Here is a 17,217-nt window from a genome sequence, read left to right on the forward strand (position 1 = left end):
AAACTAGTCCAACTTAATAACAATCGGGTGGGAAAGGGAATGCTAACAGCTCAAGAAGCTTTAAGCCGTCTAAAACAAGGTAACCAACGTTTTGTAGCGGGTGAGACAACCCACCATAAGCAATTGTCTCACCAAGAACGAGCAGAGATGGCGGAAGACCAAAACCCATTTGCGATTGTACTCGGATGTTCAGATTCTCGTGTGCCTGCAGAAATGGTATTTGACCAAGGCTTGGGTGATCTGTTTGTCATTCGTGTTGCTGGAAATGTGGTTGCACCTTCGCAAGTTGGCAGTGTTGAGTTTGCGGCTGAGCGTTATGACTGCGCGGTCGTTGTGGTTCTTGGTCATAGCCACTGTGGTGCGATTCAAGCCACCATTGACACCCTGATGAACCCAGATAGCCCACCGTCTGCAAACTTGATGTCGATTGTAAACCGTGTCCGTCCTTCGGTTGAAACTCTGATGCAAACTGAACTGAAACATGACTTATGCAAACTGTCTAAACATGCGGTACGTTCAAATGTATTTGCCTCTGTAAATCAGTTACGTCATGGCTCAGCTGTGCTTGAGAGTTTGATTGCCAAAGGCAAGTTACAAGTGGTTGGCGCTGAGTACTCACTTGAAAGTGGTGAAGTGGTTTTTTTTGACTTCTGATCAGCGGATATGATCAGAATAAAAGGCGCTTTATAAAGCGCCTTTTATATAGGGATAAGCTAAATTTAATAAAATAGGCTGTGCTTTGCCATTTGGATGGACCAAATCTTTTTGCATCAGGCTTTTATTTCCCGCTACACTTTCTAAGAAAAAGGGCAGCAATTTCACTTTGAACTGTTGACTGACCACTTTGTAATTATTTTCAAATGCCTTGCTATAGGCTGTGCCATAGTTTGGTGGGATTTTCATTCCCAAGACAACCACGGTGGCATTGGCTTTTTGACTCTGCTGAATCAGTTGCGCTAAATTTTTTTGAATCATCTGAGGGGGCTGACCCCGTAGCCCATCATTCCCGCCAAGCTCAATCACCACAACATTTGGCTTATGCGTTTTCAACAGTTTGGGTAAACGAGCCAAAGCGCCACTGGTGGTTTCACCACTCACACTGGCATTGACCACTTTATGCTGTTTCGGATACTGTTGGTCTAACCGTTTTTGCAGTAAATTTACCCATGCTTGCTGTGGTTCTATGCCATAACCTGCACTAATGCTATCTCCTAAAACCATCACGGTTTTTGCAAAAACCCAAGTGGGGCTTATGCATAGTGCAAGCAAAACCAAGTATGAACTGATACGTTTTTTAAATTTGCGATTTTGCACGAATATTTGCATATAGGGATGTTATGACCCAAGTTCATAGTGATGTAAGCATCATGCCACAAGTGATTATTTCTGCCCAGCAACTGACACAAAAGATTAAACTTCCGCAAAAAGAACTGACCATTTTCTCAGATTTGAGTCTCAGCATATTAGCAGGTGAACAAGTCGCAATTACAGGACGTTCAGGTTCAGGAAAGTCTACATTACTGGGTATTTTGGCAACCTTAGATCAGGCTAGCGGTGGTGAGCTAATCGTTTGTGGTGAAAGTATTTCCAAGCTCAACGAAGAACAGCGTGCGAATGTGCGTTTGAAGCATATTGGCTTTGTGTTTCAGTCCTTTCAACTGCTGCCACACCTGACTGCTGTTGAAAATGTGATGCTGCCGTTACGGCTTCATGCGTCATTTAACTTCGCTGAATCGGAGCAACGCGCTTTGAGTTTGTTGCAAAAAGTTGGATTGGAGCGACAGGCCACCCAAACACCGAAGGTACTTTCGGGTGGGGAGCAGCAGCGCGTCGCAATTGCCCGTGCGCTGATTGCTGAGCCAAAAATTATCTTTGCCGATGAACCAACAGGAAACTTAGACAGTCAAACTGCGCGAGAAATTGAGCAATTATTGTTTCAATTGAACCGTGAGTTGGATACGACCCTCATTTTAGTGACGCATGACCATACGCTTGCAGAACAGTGCCAGCGCCATTTTGAATTACTCGATGGACAGTTGATCGAACATCCTCGAACGGGAGGATAAAATGAATTCTCTATTTCAGCCCTTACTGAAGCAAAGCTTTAAAAGTAGCGGTGTGTATTTATTGATTATTGCGTTGATTCTAGCGATCAGTGCAACAACCGCGCTGAAGTTTAGTAATGAGCAAATTCAAAATGCTGTAGCTCTGCAAGCCGCTGAGATGCTAGCAGGGGACTTGGTTTTAACGGACACCAAAAAAATCGACCCGAAATGGAAAGAGCAAGCGACAGCTCTCGATTTAAAACAATCCGAAGTCACTGTCTTTAGTTCAATGGCATATACCGATGATCAGTTTGTTATGGTCAATGTCAAAGCCATCGATCAAGCCTTCCCTCTGCGTGGAGATTTACACATTCAGCCTGCTGCTAAGCATATTGCTTCAGGTGAAGCTTGGTTGAGTCAGCGTGCTATGGATTTGCTACGGGTTAAACTGGGCGATCAACTCAATATTGCAGATGGTGTGTTTAAGATCACAGGCTTGATTGAGCATGATTCCAATCAAGAGTTAGGCTTTTCGGGGTTCTCGCCGACGGTGATTATTTCTGAAGAGGATATTACCAAAACCAATGCCATACAAGTTGGTAGTCGTATTGACTATCGCCTACTGATGGCAGGTACGGCACAAAATACTCAGCAGTTTGAAGTAAATTTTAAGAAGCAGAATGTATTGTCTGAAGATGCCAGTGCGACAGCTCAAAGTCCTAATGCGGAAGAACCACAAAACAGCTTACGCCTACGCAATGCCAGTGAGGGCAATACCCGTTTAATGAAACCAATTGCAAATTTGGACACTTTTTTGCAGTTGGCGAATATTTTAACGATTTTGCTGTGTGGAATTGCGATTGCTTTGACCAGTCAGCGCTTTGTACAACAAAACCAAGATCACATTGCGCTATTGCGTTGTATGGGGGCGGTGAAGTCACAAATTCTCTGGGCTTATCTCAGCTTGTTGGGTGTGGTGTTCTTGCTTGCCATGCTGGTCGGGAGTGTCGTGGGGGTAGGGCTGGGTTATGGCCTGTTACAGTTGATGTTACAACTGATGCCACACTTAAGTATTGCGTTTTCAGCTTGGGATATGCTGCTCGGACCGATTCCGATTGCCATGTTGACCAGTGCCGTAGTGCTTCTGGGTTTTGTCTTACCGAGTTTTTGGGAGCTGTTAAATACTCCACCGATCCGTGTCATTCGCAGTCAAGAAAAATCGGTTTCGTCTATGTTTTGGATGTTGTTCGCAGGAACAGCTAGTCTGGTGCTGTTTAGTATTGTTTTGACTGAAAACATGGTACTGACAGCCATGGTGATTGGTGCAATTATCCTTCTATGTGCAGTGTTATACGCTGTAGTCTGGCTGAGTTTGAAGTTTATCCGTGGCTTAAAAAATGCGATTTCTGCTTATGTCCGTACGCCTTACCAGACTGCATTTCAGATTACCGCTTTGGCTTTGGGACTTAGTTTAATTACGGTCTTAGCCGTATTACGAACCGATTTGTTAGAGCGTTGGCAGCAGCAAATTCCTGCGGGAACCCCGAATCAGTTTGTATATGGTTTACCGCCTTTTGACATGCCTAAGTTAAAAGCACAAATTGAGCAGAACCAATGGAACAGTACGCCGCTCTATCCCAATATTCGGGGCAGGCTGATTGCCAAAAATGGACAGCCTTTTGCTGCGGATTTGGTCAAGCAAAATAATTCCTTACGCCGCGAATTAAATTTGACTCAAGCTGACAATTATCCTAAAGATAATGTAATTGTCTCTGGAGCATCAAAACTCACAGCAAAAGGACAAGTTTCGGTAGAAGCCAATACCGCAACAGAGCTTGGGATAAAAGTGGGGGATCAACTGACCTTTAGCTTACCAGAGGGTGTCATTCACGCCAAAGTGGCAAACTTACGAACCGTAGAGTGGGAAAGTTTTAGCCCAAATTTCTTCTTTATTTTTGCGCCACAGACCATGGATGAAAATGCGGGCAGTTATTTGGGCAGTTTTTATGTACCAGAGTCTGACAAAGCGAAATTGGTCAGCATTATTCAGCAATTTTCCAACACCGTCTTTATTGATGTCAGTTTAATTTTAGACGAAATTAAGCGCATTGTTACGGTGTTGGTGCAGATTGTCACGATCCTTGCAGTTTTAGTGAGTATTTCAGGTATTCTGGTTTTAATTGCGTGCCTGAACTTACTTATGGATGAGCGTAAACGAGAAGTGGCGCTATTACGTTCATTTGGTGGTTCCAAGCAAAAACTCAGAAGCATGCTCAGTCTAGAAATTGGCTTTATTGGTTTTATGGCAGGTGTGGTTTCTTGTTTATTTGCTGAAGCAATAAGTGCGGTAGCATGTTATCGCATGGGCTTAGCCATTCAACCACACTGGGAAATCTGGCTCATTTTACCATTGTTCATGACCTTACTCTGCGCGCTGATTGGGCGTTATCGCTTAAGTTATCTCAGTGATATTCCGCCTTTACAAAGTTTGAGAGAGATCAATCACTCGTGATTGATCTCTTAATACGTTAAGTGTTTAATCTTAGAAATTGAGCTGTTGACGCATCATCATTAACACTTCTGACCATAAGGGTTGAATATAGACCACAAGGTTTTGGCAGTGTAAGTAAAACCAATACGCACCGCAGGCTGCCAAAACAAGGCTCAGCGGCATAATCCAACGCTGCTGCGTCTTTTGGGAGAGATACCAAAGTGCCGCCAAAACAGCACCCATCAACATGCCGCCAATATGTGCGGCATTATTAATACCTGAAATCATAAAGCCCATGGCTAAGTTGATTCCCATCACGATGAGCAAAGTCTTTTTATCTAAAATAAAACGTTGCTGTGGGAGCATCGGCAGTAGCGATAGAACCGTCAGTGCTGCCCCCAGTCCCATGACGGCACCTGAAGCCCCTGCACCGACACGCGGCAAGAGTTCAGGGTTTGCTAAACCCACACGAATCAGTTCATAACTGTCTTGAATGGCAATATAACCACTGAGCAAGCTACCCATGAGACCAGCAAGAACATATAGCGCAACAAAATAGACACGTCCAAACATTTGCTCCAGCACACTGCCAAAAATATACAGCGCCCACATGTTCAACATCAGGTGAACCAAGCCAAAATGAAAGAACATACTGCTCAATAAACGCATCGGCTCAGCCAAGAAGGTAAGTGGTGCATAGTCTGCTCCCCAGCGTATGGCATCAGCTGTACTTGGATTGCTGACATCCATGCCATGCAGGATTTGCCAAAAAAACAACCCAACATTCACGGCAATAATGACGGCGGTAATCCACCATAAATGTACGTCAAATTTTGTTTTGATTTGCGGAGGTGTAAGCTCGGTCATGCTATTCTTGCTAAAATTTTGCTATATTTGCCCAAGCTTAGCATGAATAAAAATGATTTTTGGAGTAAGCCACTGGCATGAAAGCTTTTATTGTTCGTAGTTTGTTAGTCGTTGTCAGCTTCGTGCTTTTGGTACAGTTGTGGATTTTTGCAAGCCTAGCGTGGTGGCGTTACAAGCCAGTGGAAACCACCATGTTTATGCGGATTGATTATTGGTCTGAGCCATCTAAACCCATTCAACACGAATGGCGTGATTATGATGAGATCAGTGAGTACATGAAAAAAGCCATTGTTGCGGCTGAAGATGGCAAATTTATGCAACATCATGGTTTTGACTGGGATGGCATTCAAGCGGCGCTTGAACGTAATAATGACACGGGCAAAGTGGTTGCCGGCGGTTCAACAATTTCTCAGCAATTGGCCAAAAACTTATTTTTATATAACAAGCGTTCATTCATTCGTAAAGGTCAGGAAGCTGTTGCAACTTGGATGATGGAACGGATGTGGAGCAAAGAACGCATCTTAGAGGTATATCTGAACTCGGTGGAGTTTGGCGATAATATCTATGGCGTGGAAGCTGCAACCCAACACTACTTTGGTAAAAGTTCACGTAGCTTAAGCCGAGAGCAGGCGGTCTTTTTAGCGGCCATTTTACCCAATCCGAAATACTACCAAGACCATCAAAATGACCGTAAGTTGCAAAACCGCGAGCGCATGATTCGAAAGTATATGCGCTATAGCGATATCCCTTAATTTGATTGATCTGAAAAAGCCCAAATTTATGGGCTTTTTTTTATGAAATTGTCACAAAATTGAAGCATACTTATCATGATAAAACGCATTCAAATAATCAAAGGTTAGCTATGAATACGGCAGCAAGCACATCTCCGATACTACAACCTGAATACGCGTATAACGATCGCTATATTAACCGTGAGTTATCGATATTAGATTTCCATTTACGTGTATTGGAACAAGCCGTAGATCCTTTACATCCGCTGTTAGAACGGATGAATTTCTTACTGATTTTTTCACGTAACTTAGATGAGTTCTTTGAAATTCGTGTTGCAGGCGTCATGGAACAGTTGGATCTGGGCAATGAAAGTCGTAGCCCCGATGGCTTAACCCCACGCCAAGTACTCGACCAAATTTCGCAAACTGCACATGCTGCAATTGAACGTCAGTATCGTATTCTCAATGATGAAATTCTGCCGAAACTACGTGAGGAAGACATTTGCTTCTTACGCCGTGGGGAACTGACGCCTGCACAGTCTTCATGGGTGAAGAAATATTTCCAAGAACAGGTTGCACCTGTCTTAACACCGATTAGCCTTGACCCTGCGCACCCATTTCCGCGTTTAGTGAATAAAAGTCTCAACTTTATTGTGACTTTGGAAGGGAAAGATGCATTTGGTCGTCAGATTGATTTGGCCGTTGTTCCTGCACCACGTTCATTGCCACGTGTGGTTCGTCTACCAGATGAACTCACAGGTGGAAAAGAGCATCATGTGATGCTTTCAGCCATTATCCATGAGCATGTTTCTGACTTATTCCCAGGGATGACTGCGACTGGTTGTTATCAGTTCCGTGTCACACGGAATGCTGATTTGGCGCTCAATGAAGATGTTGAAGATTTAGCCAAAGCACTGAAAGGTGAGTTAAGTTCACGTCGTTTTGGACGAGCAGTACGTTTGGAAGTTACACAAAACTGTCCAGAACATATTTATAACTACTTGCTAGATGAATTTGATCTGCATCAAGAGCAGTTGTATAAAGTCGAAGGACCTGTGAACTTGGCGCGTTTATTGTCCAATTTTAAACGCCCACATCTACGGTATGACGCACATATTCCTGTTATTCCTAAAGTGTTGAAAAAGTCGGAAAGCATGTTCTCTGCAATGCAGAAACAGGATATTTTACTACATCATCCGTTTGAGTCTTTCGCACCTGTGATTAACTTGTTGCGTGAAGCGGCACGTGACCCACAGGTGTTGGCGATTAAACAAACCCTCTACCGCAGTGGTGCAGACTCTGAAATTGTACAAGTCTTAGCAGAAGCGGCGCGTAATGGGAAAGAAGTTACCGCGGTGATTGAGCTGCGTGCGCGTTTTGATGAAGAGTCAAATATCGAAGTGGCAAATGTGCTACAAGAAGCGGGCGCAGTAGTTGTTTACGGCATTGTGGGCTATAAAACTCATGCCAAAATGATTCTTGTGGTACGCCGCGAAAATAATAAACTTGTTCGTTATGTGCACTTGGGAACAGGTAACTACCATGCGGGTAATGCACGAATTTATACCGATTATGGCTTGCTTACAACCGATAAAGAGTTGTGTGAAGATGTACATCGTATTTTCCAAGAACTGACGGGTATGGGGAAAATGGCGAAGCTGAAAAAGCTACTTCATGCGCCGTTTACGCTCCATGCACAACTGATCAATTTTATTGATGATGAAATTGCCAATGCGAAAGCGGGCAAGAAAGCGCAGATTATTGTGAAAGTAAATGCACTAACTGAAGTGCAACTGATCAACAAGCTATATGAGGCATCGCAGGCGGGTGTACAAATTGATCTCATTATTCGTTCAATTTGTTGTCTACGCCCAGGCTTGCCAGGGCTTTCGGAAAACATTCGTGTACGTTCGATCGTGGGGCGTTTCTTAGAACATACGCGTGTTTTCTATTTTAGTAATAATGGCGATGCGCGTATTTATGGTTCGAGTGCTGATTGGATGGATCGAAATCTATTTAATCGTGTTGAGGCCTGTTTCCCAATTGAAGATCCTGCTTTGAAAAAACGTATTTATCAACAAGGTTTGTTGACCTATTTGCAGGATAATCAACAAGCTTGGTTACTACAGGGCGATGGAACATGGCTTCGTGCGACACCTGCTGAAGGCGAATCCGAGCATAATGCACAGCGTTATTTGCTAGATGTGATTAAATAACTTTAGGGGTTGTGCTTGAGTCTACTAAAGATTTAGGCACAAAAAAAGGAGTCATGTTTGACTCCTTTTTTATGCACAAAAATAAGCTTAGTGCAGATTTTGAGTAATTTTTTGCAGGATTTGTAATAGCACATCAAATTCGCTTTGTAGCGGGGTGCTTTTACGTGTCACCAAAGCCAAGATACGGCTTGGAGCAGCTTCAATTTGTTTGACCATCAAATCTGGATTCGCTTTAATCATATTGGTATGAATTGCGATTTCAGGTAATAAGGTAAAACCAAGATCAGCCGATACCATTTCCACAAGGGTCGGTAAAGAACTCGCTTTTAAACGATGATCGTTTTTACGCTCACCAATAGGGCAGGCACTTAAAGTGTGGTCACGTAAGCAGTGGCCTTCTTCAAGCAACATTAAACGCGAAAGGTCTAAGTCATCCAGCGATTTGGCTTGGCTTGCGATATCTGATTTATTGCAGACCAAAAACAAACTTTCTTTTGCGACTTCAGCAACTTTTAAGCCACGTGTATCAAAAGGTAGAGCCAAAACGACCATGTCTAAATTGCCATGTTCGAGTTTTTCTACAATTTTCTCACTTTGCGCTTCGTGTAAATGTAGTTGAATTTTAGGGAGTTGCTTATGCACTTCATCTAACAATTGCGCCAGAATAAATGGCGCAATGGTTGGAATAACACCTAGATGTAAATCACCAGTTAAAGGCTCGCTCATTTCTCGGCTTAAACGCATCAGGTCTTGAGCATCTGCCAGTAGAACACGAGCACGAGCAACGACTTGCTCGCCTAGAGGAGTTAAGCGCACATTTTGGCGATCACGCTCTACAAGTACGCCACCGAGTAGGCGTTCAAGCTCCATAATCCCGCCCGACAAAGTCGATTGGGTTACAAATGAACGGCGTGCAGCTTCAGTAAAATGCAGCGTTTCTGACAGTGTAACGAGATATGACAGCTGTCTTAAGGATGGTAATGCAGCCATAGTGTCCTAATGATTATGATTTAAAGTGTTGTGCAAATAATTCGCTAAGATTTGGAATGAAGTGCGGTGGGATATCATGCCCCATTCCATCAATTAATTCAAATTTAGCGCCCATAATTGCCTTTGCAACGGCCTTTCCGTGACTAGGCGGGAGTAAACGGTCTCGCGAACCGTGTACCACAAGGGTCGGTTGTTGAATCTGTTTGTCCAGTTGCAATAAAGAACCTGTACATAATATTGCTAAAAACTGTTGAAGTACACCCGCAGGGTAATAACTTCGGCGATATAATTTGCGAGAAGTCTGAATTGACTCGATTGGATTGTGATAATCAGGCGAGCCAATGATCTTAAACACTTTCAAAGAGTGGCTCACAATTCCTTCTTCATCGGTCGTTTCAGGTCGACCAATTAGACTAAAGAGTTGCTTTGGAAAAGGCGGCGGCAGTAAAGGTTGGTTGTTACTGGTGAACATTAGGCCGAGCTTTTTGACCTTCTGTGGATGACGCGCTGCTAGGATTTGCCCAATCATACCACCCATGGATGCACCAATCACATAACTTTCATCTAAACCTAAACGGTCTAAAAGCAGTGCCACATCGTCAGCCATGTCGTATAAGTCATAAGGTGCACCACGGTTATCTAAACCTAAAGCAAAACGCCCCATCAGTTTGAGGGTGTTTAAGCGTGGACCTTGATGTTTAATTTTTGAAGATAAACCAATATCGCGGTTATCAAAGCGAATGATACGAAAACCTTGATCAATCAGAGATTTACAGAAGAAATCAGGCCAAAATAAGAGCTGTGCTCCTAAGCCCATGATCAAAACAATGGTCGGATGATGGTCTTCGCCACCGATTTCGACATGGAGTTCAATACCATTGCCTAAGTCGACTTTGGTTTCGCGCATAAAAGAGGTATAGGGTGAAAGATTATATTGGAGTGCGCTATTCATTATTGTAATCCTCACATAAAGGACATCTATTGTTATAAATGTCCTTTTATTTAAACTCTAAACCTGTGCTGGAATCAAGTCTGGAACCAGTTTTGTTAATGCTAAACGTTGTTTCGCTGCGGTTGCACCGAGCAGTACGAAGCCGCGAAGTGTACCTTGACTGTCTAGGGCTTTGGCAATCATGCCATCGTCTAATTCCTCAGTTTCCCAGTTCACCTCTGCATCGATTGGCGCAGGCAAAACAGTGAGCGGCGCAGCGGGTGTTTTAACTGCTACAGGCATAGCAGGGTAATGCACCGCAGTGGTGTCACCATTTAAGGTTTTGGCTAAAGCGCGTGCTTGTTGCATGATTGGCATGACATAAGGCAGCAAGAGTCCATTTACCTCAGCACAATCTCCTACGGCGTAGATGTGTGGTTGATTGGTCTCAAGTTGTACGTTGGTCAAAATCCCACGACTAGTTTGAATATCTGCTTCTTTTGCAAGGGAAATGCTTGGTTGTAAGCCAATCGCAGATAACACTACATCTGCGACCAAAGACTGACCATTGGCCAAGGTCACAACATAGTCACCATTTTCAATTTTAGAAACTTTTTCAACTGTGGTGCCAAGGACAAAATGAATACCCGTTGCTTCAAGGTTTTCTTTAAAGGCACTTGAAACATGCGCTGGCAATAAACGACCCAAAGGCTGGTTTGCCAAGTCGATGACGGTAGCTTGATGGCCTGTATGTTGTAAATCATTGGCAAATTCGCAACCGATAAGACCTGCACCTAAAATGACTACACGTTTGTCTGCCCGCTTTTCAAGTTCTGCGCGGAAGGTTTTATAGTCGTCTAGATTGTTTACAACTTGAATGTCATTGCTTCCATCACCTGCAATGGCTAAGCGAATTGGGTTTGCACCTACTGCTAAAACCAATTGAGAGTAGGGCTGTGTAGATTCAGTGCCATCTTTAACAAGGGTTAACTGCTGTTGTTCAGCATGAATTTCTTTTACCCAAGTATGCGTGGCAATCTGCATTTTCAGTTGTGTTGCCATTTTCTCTGCATCACCCAAAGCAATTTGTTCAGGCGCTTTGTTGGCAACAAAGGCATTGGACAACGTTGGTTTGGCATAATTAGTCGCATCATCTGCACATAGCATAAGCAGCTCTTGTTCAGGGTTCAGCTTGCGAAATTCACGTGCTACAGCATAGCCTGCCATACCTGAGCCAATGATGACGATGGGATGCATAAGGTTCTCCAGAGATTATTTTAAAGACGTAAAAAAAGACCATGCTGCATGGTCTTTAACACTATGAATTAGATTTCAACCATTTCAAAATCGATTTTTGACACGCCACAATCTGGGCAAGTCCAATCGTCAGGGATATCGTCCCATTTTGTTCCCGCTACGATGCCATCTTGTGGCCAACCTTCTGCTTCGTCATAAATCCATCCACAAACGATGCATTGATACTTCTTCATTTGACTCTCCAAAACGCTGAACAAGAAAGGGTTCAGCAAAATAATCCATTACGCAAGCTGCTATTCATCTGAGTGGTTAGCATACTTCGCTAATCTAAATTTTTACGCAGTTCTAATACGAATGTAAAGTAAATATCGGAGTTTAATGATTGAATCTATCTGCTAAAAGCGATGGTCAGGACAAAACGTATCATTTAAAACCAGATCGTATTTTTCAAAATTGTGAAAGATATAGATGATTGCATGTCAAAAAGATGTGTTTTTTCAATCGGCTAGTCTTTTAAAATCATTAAAATATAGACTAAGGTCGTGATGTAAATGCAGAGTTAAATTGCTATTTTAATATTGAGTACATCTATACCTAATATTTATTAAATAAATGATTTAATTAAAAACAATAACTTACATAAATATTTTGGTTGTTCAGTTGGCTGCATGCCCAGAGCTTGTCTGTTTTTTTAACAGATAAAGCTGTAAAATTCATCTATTCTTTTTCAAATTTTATTGATCTCCTATGAACAACTTGTCTACAACGTTGTGGTCGCACATTCGTACGGTCCAAGATTTTCCAAAACCAGGGATTTGCTTCTTCGATTTAACACCATTGTTTATGAGCAATATTGAGCCTTTAACCGACGCGTTAATTGCAAGTATTCCTGCTGAGCAGTTGGCGGAAGTAGACAGTTTTGTTGCTGTAGAAGCGCGTGGTTTTGTGCTTGCGAGCTTATTGGCACAACGTTTAGGTAAAGGTTTATTGTTGGTACGTAAAGCAGGCAAGCTGCCACCACCGGTGGTGGGTGTGGGTTATAGTTTGGAATATGGTTTAGACCGCTTAGAAATGGCAGCCAATACCCCGTCGCAAAAAGTGATTATTGTGTATGATGTTTTAGCGACAGGTGGGACATTAAAAGCCGTTAAACAGTTGGTGGCAAAATGTAATCATGAAGTGCTCGGTGCTAGTATTTTTCTTGATTTGCCTGATTTGCATGCTGACTTAGGTTTAAAGATTTGGTCAGTGTTAGATGACAAATCGAAACCAGAATCTGTTGCTGCATAAGCACATTAAAAAGCCTTGGGACATCCAAGGCTTTTTTTATTTATATAAATATTGTTGTTCTAGATGTTCAATCAGTTGATTAATATTTTCAGGTTTAAGTAGTCGGTGATGTCCACCTTCAACTGCTTGAATCAACATATAGTTTTCTAAAACTTCCTGTGCTGCATACATATCAATTAATTCATCTCCCAGCTCTAAATAGGCCACTTGCGGTACATTGTGGTCTAAGTCAGTATCATTAATGCTTGGGTAATCATCGCGAAAGTCAGGGGCTAAGCGTGGGTTGGCAATAACACATGGAATTTGATGTAGCAGTGACATTTTCAATGCCCAATACGCACCAATACAATGCCCAACAATAATTTCAGGTTTTATTTTTTCAATAATATCGTCGTAGAAACTGGCTACGGTAGAAAAATTGAGATAGCGATAATCGATATCGATACAAAATTTCTGCTTTGCATCAATGGCATGGAACTTAGTGGACTCACGTGAGGAGTCTAATCCATGCAAAAACAAAATTTTAGATTCGCATCTGCTCATGATTTATCATTCAATAAAAAAAATAAATTATTTTATGAGTGGAGAAAAGTTTACTTTTCCACGATTTATAATATCCATTGTAGAGGGATTAACCGTGAAATGAAGTTAGCTTTTGGTCTAAGAAATAGACAGACCTTTTATACGGTGGGCGTCTAAGCTCAGAAATAAACAGGATGTATGCTTTTTTATATACCGCGTGGTTTTTGATGATGCTCATTCGTCTGGAATTCTGCTATGCTATGCAACTTCCGTTTTTTAATACATATACGAGGCAGAGATGACGCAACAAAACGCTCAATCGACTTCTGAACAAGCCATTTCCGAAAACGATTTAATTGCACAGCGTCATGCCAAGTTAAAGCAGATTGAAGATCAAGCCAAACAAACGGGCACTAGCCCATGGCCAAACACCTTTAAACGTGAACATTATGCGCAAGACTTACAAGATCAATTTGCAGACAAAAGCAAAGAAGAAATTGAAGCAGCAGAGCATGTTTATGTGTCTGTAGCGGGTCGTGTGATGTTGAACCGCGGTTGATTCATCGTGATCCAAGATATGACGGGTCGTATCCAGTTATATGTTGCGCGTAAAGAATTAGCACCAGAAACCTTAGAAACCATTAAGAGCTTAGATCTTGGCGATATTATCGCGGTGAAAGGTTATATTGGTCGTTCAGGTAAGGGTGACCTTTATGTCCATATCGAACATTTTGAGCTTTTAACCAAGTCGCTTCGTCCACTTCCAGATAAATTCCATGGTCTAAACGATACTGAAGTTAAATATCGTAAGCGTTATCTTGACCTGATTGTGAACGAAGAAACTCGTAAGACTTTTGAAATTCGTGCCAAAGTGGTTTCAGGCATTCGTGCGTTCTTAACTGAACAGCGCTTCATGGAAGTAGAAACACCGATGATGCATGTGATTCCGGGTGGGGCGTCAGCGCGTCCATTTGAAACGCATCATAATGCTTTGGATATGCCACTTTTCTTACGTATTGCGCCTGAGCTTTACTTAAAGCGTTTGGTGGTTGGTGGTTTTGAGCGTGTGTTTGAAATTAACCGTAACTTCCGTAACGAAGGTGTTTCGACGCGTCATAACCCAGAATTCACTATGATTGAATTCTATCAAGCTTATGCTGACTATAAAGACTTGATGGAGCTTACAGAAAATATGCTTGAGCGTTTAGCGCTGGACATTTTGGGTTCAACTGATGTGCCTTATGGTGAAGAAGTGTATAGCTTCAAAGGCCCATTCAAGAAAATTTCAATGTTTGATGCCATTCTTGCACACAACCCACAGTTCACGTCTGAAAATGTCAATGATCGTGAATTCTTGGCAAAATTTGTGCAAGAAGAGCTGAAAGAACAGGTAAAACCAGGTTTTGGTCTGGGCAAACTTCAAACCATCGTATTTGAAGAAACTGTTGAAACTCAGCTACGTCAGCCGACTTTCATTACAGAATATCCAGCTGAAACATCGCCATTGGCACGTCGTAATGATCATAACCCACACATTACGGACCGTTTTGAGTTCTTTATTGGTGGCCGTGAACTTGCGAATGGTTTCTCAGAGTTGAATGACCCGATTGACCAAGCCGAACGTTTCCAAGCTCAGGTTTCAGAAAAGGACGCAGGTGATGATGAAGCAATGCACTACGATGCAGACTTTGTTGAAGCACTTGAGTATGGTTTACCGCCGACAGCGGGTGAGGGTATCGGTATTGATCGTTTAGTTATGTTATTCGCTAATGCAGCAAGTATTCGTGATGTGATTCTGTTCCCACACATGCGTCATAAAAACTAAGTTTGATCTGAACATAAAAAGCCCGCATTCATTGCGGGTTTTTTTATTGATCTTTACAACATTACTAAATAGAAAAGCTTGAAAAAAAGAGATAAAAAAAATAAGGTAACACTTAGCTTTAAGTCCTGAGAATAAAACGGAATGTTTCTAAAAAAAACACTTGCAATCGCTGTGCTAATGGGTGCAACAACGAGTATCTTTGCTCAAGGTCTCGTTTTAAATGATCAAAATTTAAGAACAGATCTAAACTGGTTAAATCAGCAGGGTGTGATTCAAATTAGCACATCTACATGGCCAATGAGCGGTGATGAAATTCAAAGAGTATTGTCTCAGGCTAAAGTTGCGACTCCTGCTCAGCAAAAAGTTATTGAGTCAGTGCGAGTTCATCTCGATCGTGAGAACACGATGTTTAAAGCACGTTTATTTGCTGAGAGTGATCAAAAACAAATTCCGCAAGCTTTTGGTGATCAAGAAAAGGCACAGTACCAAGCAGGTTTGGAATTTAATGCCGGTGGTGAAAATTGGGATGTTCGCCTTAGAGTGAATGGAGAAAAAGACCCACAAATTGACAACGATCAAGACGTTAATGTTGAAGGATCGTACATAGCTGGAAAATTGTGGAATCAATGGTTAATTGCTGGCCAGATACCAACATATTGGGGCCCAGGACATGATGGTAGCTTAATTCGTGGCGATGCAAGCCGTCCAGTCTATGGGTTTACGGCTCAACGTGCAGATCAATCAGCTTTTGAAACAAAATGGTTGTCATGGATTGGCCCTTGGCAGTATCAAGCATTTGCTGGTCAATTAGATGATTATTCTGCTGTACCAGATGCTAAATTAGTGGGTTTACGTCTTACAGCACAACCTTTACCTTATTTAGAATTAGGAGCTTCCCGTGCTTTTCAATGGGGCGGAGAAGGTCGTCCTGAAAGTTTAAGTTCATTATGGGATGCTTTTGTCGGAAATAAAGACAATGGTGGGACTGGAGAACCAGATCCATCTAATCAAGTTGCTGGTTTTGATGCTAGATTGAATTTTCAGCAGTTGTTGAATGTACCTATGAGTCTGTATGGGCAATATGTAGGTGAAGATGAAGCTGGTGGCTTACCTTCTAAAAAAATGTATCTTGCTGGCGTAGATTATTCGTCATCTTTTAAAAACATGCCATATCAACTTTATACAGAATGGGCTGATACTCGTACCAACCGTGACGCGTTAGGGGTTTCATATAATCATTCAACTTATACCGATGGTTATTACCAACATGGTTTCCCATTGGGGCATGCTATGGGTGGTGATGGTGAGATGATTTCTGTAGGTGGAGATATTCGATTCGATCCAATGAATCGTTTAAATGGTCGATTATTATTTGCAAAGGTTAATCAATCTGGCCGTATTACCAATGCAGCCTTTCCTGAAACAGATGATATTAAAGCTATCGATTTAACTTGGTCACATTACTTAAGACCATTTGTACCAATCAAAATTAATGGTTGGTTCAGTGATTCTGATTTACATGGTAATGATGCTGGTGCATCGATTGGTATAGAAATACCTTTGGATAAACGCGTTTTTCATTATTAATATTTGAGAGTGATAGAACCCGCATTGATTGCGGGTTTTTTATGGCTCGTGCAATTAGCTTAACTTTCTTTGCTATCATGTTGATATATACAATCAACAAGCTGTTCTGTATTGGCTGTTATTTTTAGTCTTGTAGGTTGCGAGTTTGGTAAGTCATATACATAGAACCTAAATGAAACCGACTTTAGGTATTTGTAGATGTATTACCTAGCAGAAAATTAGAGGCAAATCGAAGGATGAATTGGTAAATAGGCTGAATACTTGGAATGAAGTTGATGTAATATTTGAGTTTATTTAGGGATATATGATTGTTGAATAAAACTTATAGAGCTTATCAATTTTGTTTTATATGAGGTTTTTGCATATAAATATAATAAAACAAGCAATAGTGTGTATAACTAAATCTTTATAATGAATATATATTTTTAAAAGTGTAATAAGTACACGATTTTTGTGAGTTGGTGC

14 protein-coding genes and 1 pseudogene are annotated in these 17,217 nt (G+C 41.8%); 8 read left to right on the forward strand and 7 right to left on the reverse strand.

What is annotated here, in order from left to right:
• Nucleotides 1-39: 39 nt before the first annotated feature.
• Nucleotides 40-654 (forward strand): carbonic anhydrase, encoded by a 615-nt coding sequence (locus WH214_RS08860; protein ID WP_004694391.1) that lies wholly within the window; start codon nt 40-42, stop codon nt 652-654.
• 30 nt (nt 655-684) lie between these two features.
• On the opposite strand, the gene WH214_RS08865 is transcribed toward WH214_RS08860, so the two are convergent.
• A complete protein-coding gene (locus WH214_RS08865) occupies nt 685-1,326 on the reverse strand; it encodes an arylesterase (protein WP_339421375.1) in 642 nt (213 codons plus the stop codon).
• Nucleotides 1,327-1,337: 11 nt separating this feature from the next.
• Between WH214_RS08865 and WH214_RS08870 the strand changes: the two genes are divergently transcribed.
• Together WH214_RS08870 and WH214_RS08875 are read left to right on the forward strand one after the other, a co-directional pair.
• Nucleotides 1,338-2,066, forward strand: a complete 729-nt coding sequence (locus WH214_RS08870; protein WP_339421373.1) for an ABC transporter ATP-binding protein — start codon at nt 1,338-1,340, stop codon at nt 2,064-2,066.
• A gap of 1 nt (nt 2,067) precedes the next feature.
• Nucleotides 2,068-4,557 (forward strand): ABC transporter permease, encoded by a 2,490-nt coding sequence (locus WH214_RS08875; protein WP_339993205.1) that lies wholly within the window; start codon nt 2,068-2,070, stop codon nt 4,555-4,557.
• A gap of 30 nt (nt 4,558-4,587) precedes the next feature.
• Here WH214_RS08875 and WH214_RS08880 read toward each other — a convergent pair whose 3' ends face one another.
• Nucleotides 4,588-5,403 (reverse strand): rhomboid family intramembrane serine protease, encoded by an 816-nt coding sequence (locus tag WH214_RS08880; RefSeq protein WP_339421369.1) that lies wholly within the window; start codon nt 5,401-5,403, stop codon nt 4,588-4,590.
• Between the two features lie 77 nt (nt 5,404-5,480).
• Between WH214_RS08880 and mtgA the strand changes: the two genes are divergently transcribed.
• Together mtgA and ppk1 are read left to right on the forward strand one after the other, a co-directional pair.
• On the forward strand, nt 5,481-6,155 hold the full coding sequence (gene mtgA / locus WH214_RS08885) for a monofunctional biosynthetic peptidoglycan transglycosylase (protein ID WP_004694386.1): 675 nt from the start codon (nt 5,481-5,483) through the stop codon (nt 6,153-6,155).
• A gap of 110 nt (nt 6,156-6,265) precedes the next feature.
• A complete protein-coding gene (ppk1, locus tag WH214_RS08890) occupies nt 6,266-8,350 on the forward strand; it encodes a polyphosphate kinase 1 (RefSeq protein WP_062034111.1) in 2,085 nt (694 codons plus the stop codon).
• An 87-nt stretch (nt 8,351-8,437) separates the two neighbouring features.
• Here ppk1 and oxyR read toward each other — a convergent pair whose 3' ends face one another.
• The 4 genes from oxyR to rubA all read right to left on the reverse strand — a co-directional run bounded on the left by oxyR (nt 8,438) and on the right by rubA (nt 11,761).
• Nucleotides 8,438-9,340 (reverse strand): LysR family transcriptional regulator OxyR, encoded by a 903-nt coding sequence (oxyR, locus tag WH214_RS08895; protein ID WP_058869206.1) that lies wholly within the window; start codon nt 9,338-9,340, stop codon nt 8,438-8,440.
• A gap of 13 nt (nt 9,341-9,353) precedes the next feature.
• Entirely contained in the window at nt 9,354-10,292 is a 939-nt protein-coding gene (locus WH214_RS08900) for an alpha/beta fold hydrolase (protein WP_339421366.1), read from the reverse strand.
• Nucleotides 10,293-10,349: 57 nt separating this feature from the next.
• Nucleotides 10,350-11,528: an NAD(P)/FAD-dependent oxidoreductase gene (locus WH214_RS08905; RefSeq protein ID WP_259233419.1), complete on the reverse strand. Its 1,179-nt coding sequence runs from the start codon at nt 11,526-11,528 to the stop codon at nt 10,350-10,352.
• A 68-nt stretch (nt 11,529-11,596) separates the two neighbouring features.
• Nucleotides 11,597-11,761, reverse strand: coding sequence for a rubredoxin RubA (gene rubA / locus WH214_RS08910; protein WP_004694381.1), 165 nt, complete (start codon nt 11,759-11,761; stop codon nt 11,597-11,599).
• Nucleotides 11,762-12,275: 514 nt separating this feature from the next.
• On the opposite strand from rubA, the gene WH214_RS08915 reads away from it, so the two are divergent.
• Nucleotides 12,276-12,818 carry an adenine phosphoribosyltransferase gene (locus WH214_RS08915; protein WP_339993209.1) on the forward strand — a complete coding sequence of 181 codons (543 nt, stop codon included), beginning with the start codon at nt 12,276-12,278 and terminating at the stop codon, nt 12,816-12,818.
• Nucleotides 12,819-12,854: 36 nt separating this feature from the next.
• Here the strand turns inward: WH214_RS08915 and WH214_RS08920 are convergent, their stop codons facing one another.
• The gene (locus WH214_RS08920; protein WP_178905142.1) at nt 12,855-13,361 is read right to left on the reverse strand and encodes a YqiA/YcfP family alpha/beta fold hydrolase; all 507 of its coding nucleotides are present in this window, start codon (nt 13,359-13,361) and stop codon (nt 12,855-12,857) included.
• 277 nt (nt 13,362-13,638) lie between these two features.
• Here WH214_RS08920 and lysS point away from each other — a divergent pair.
• A pseudogene (gene lysS / locus WH214_RS08925) lies at nt 13,639-15,165 on the forward strand (lysine--tRNA ligase).
• A gap of 141 nt (nt 15,166-15,306) precedes the next feature.
• Complete coding sequence (locus WH214_RS08930; protein WP_339421358.1) at nt 15,307-16,752, forward strand: capsule assembly Wzi family protein; 1,446 nt, start codon at nt 15,307-15,309, stop codon at nt 16,750-16,752.
• Nucleotides 16,753-17,217: the final 465 nt, after the last annotated feature.

It is taken from the genome of Acinetobacter sp. MYb191, assembly GCF_037572605.1.
Lineage (GTDB): Bacteria > Pseudomonadota > Gammaproteobacteria > Pseudomonadales > Moraxellaceae > Acinetobacter > Acinetobacter johnsonii.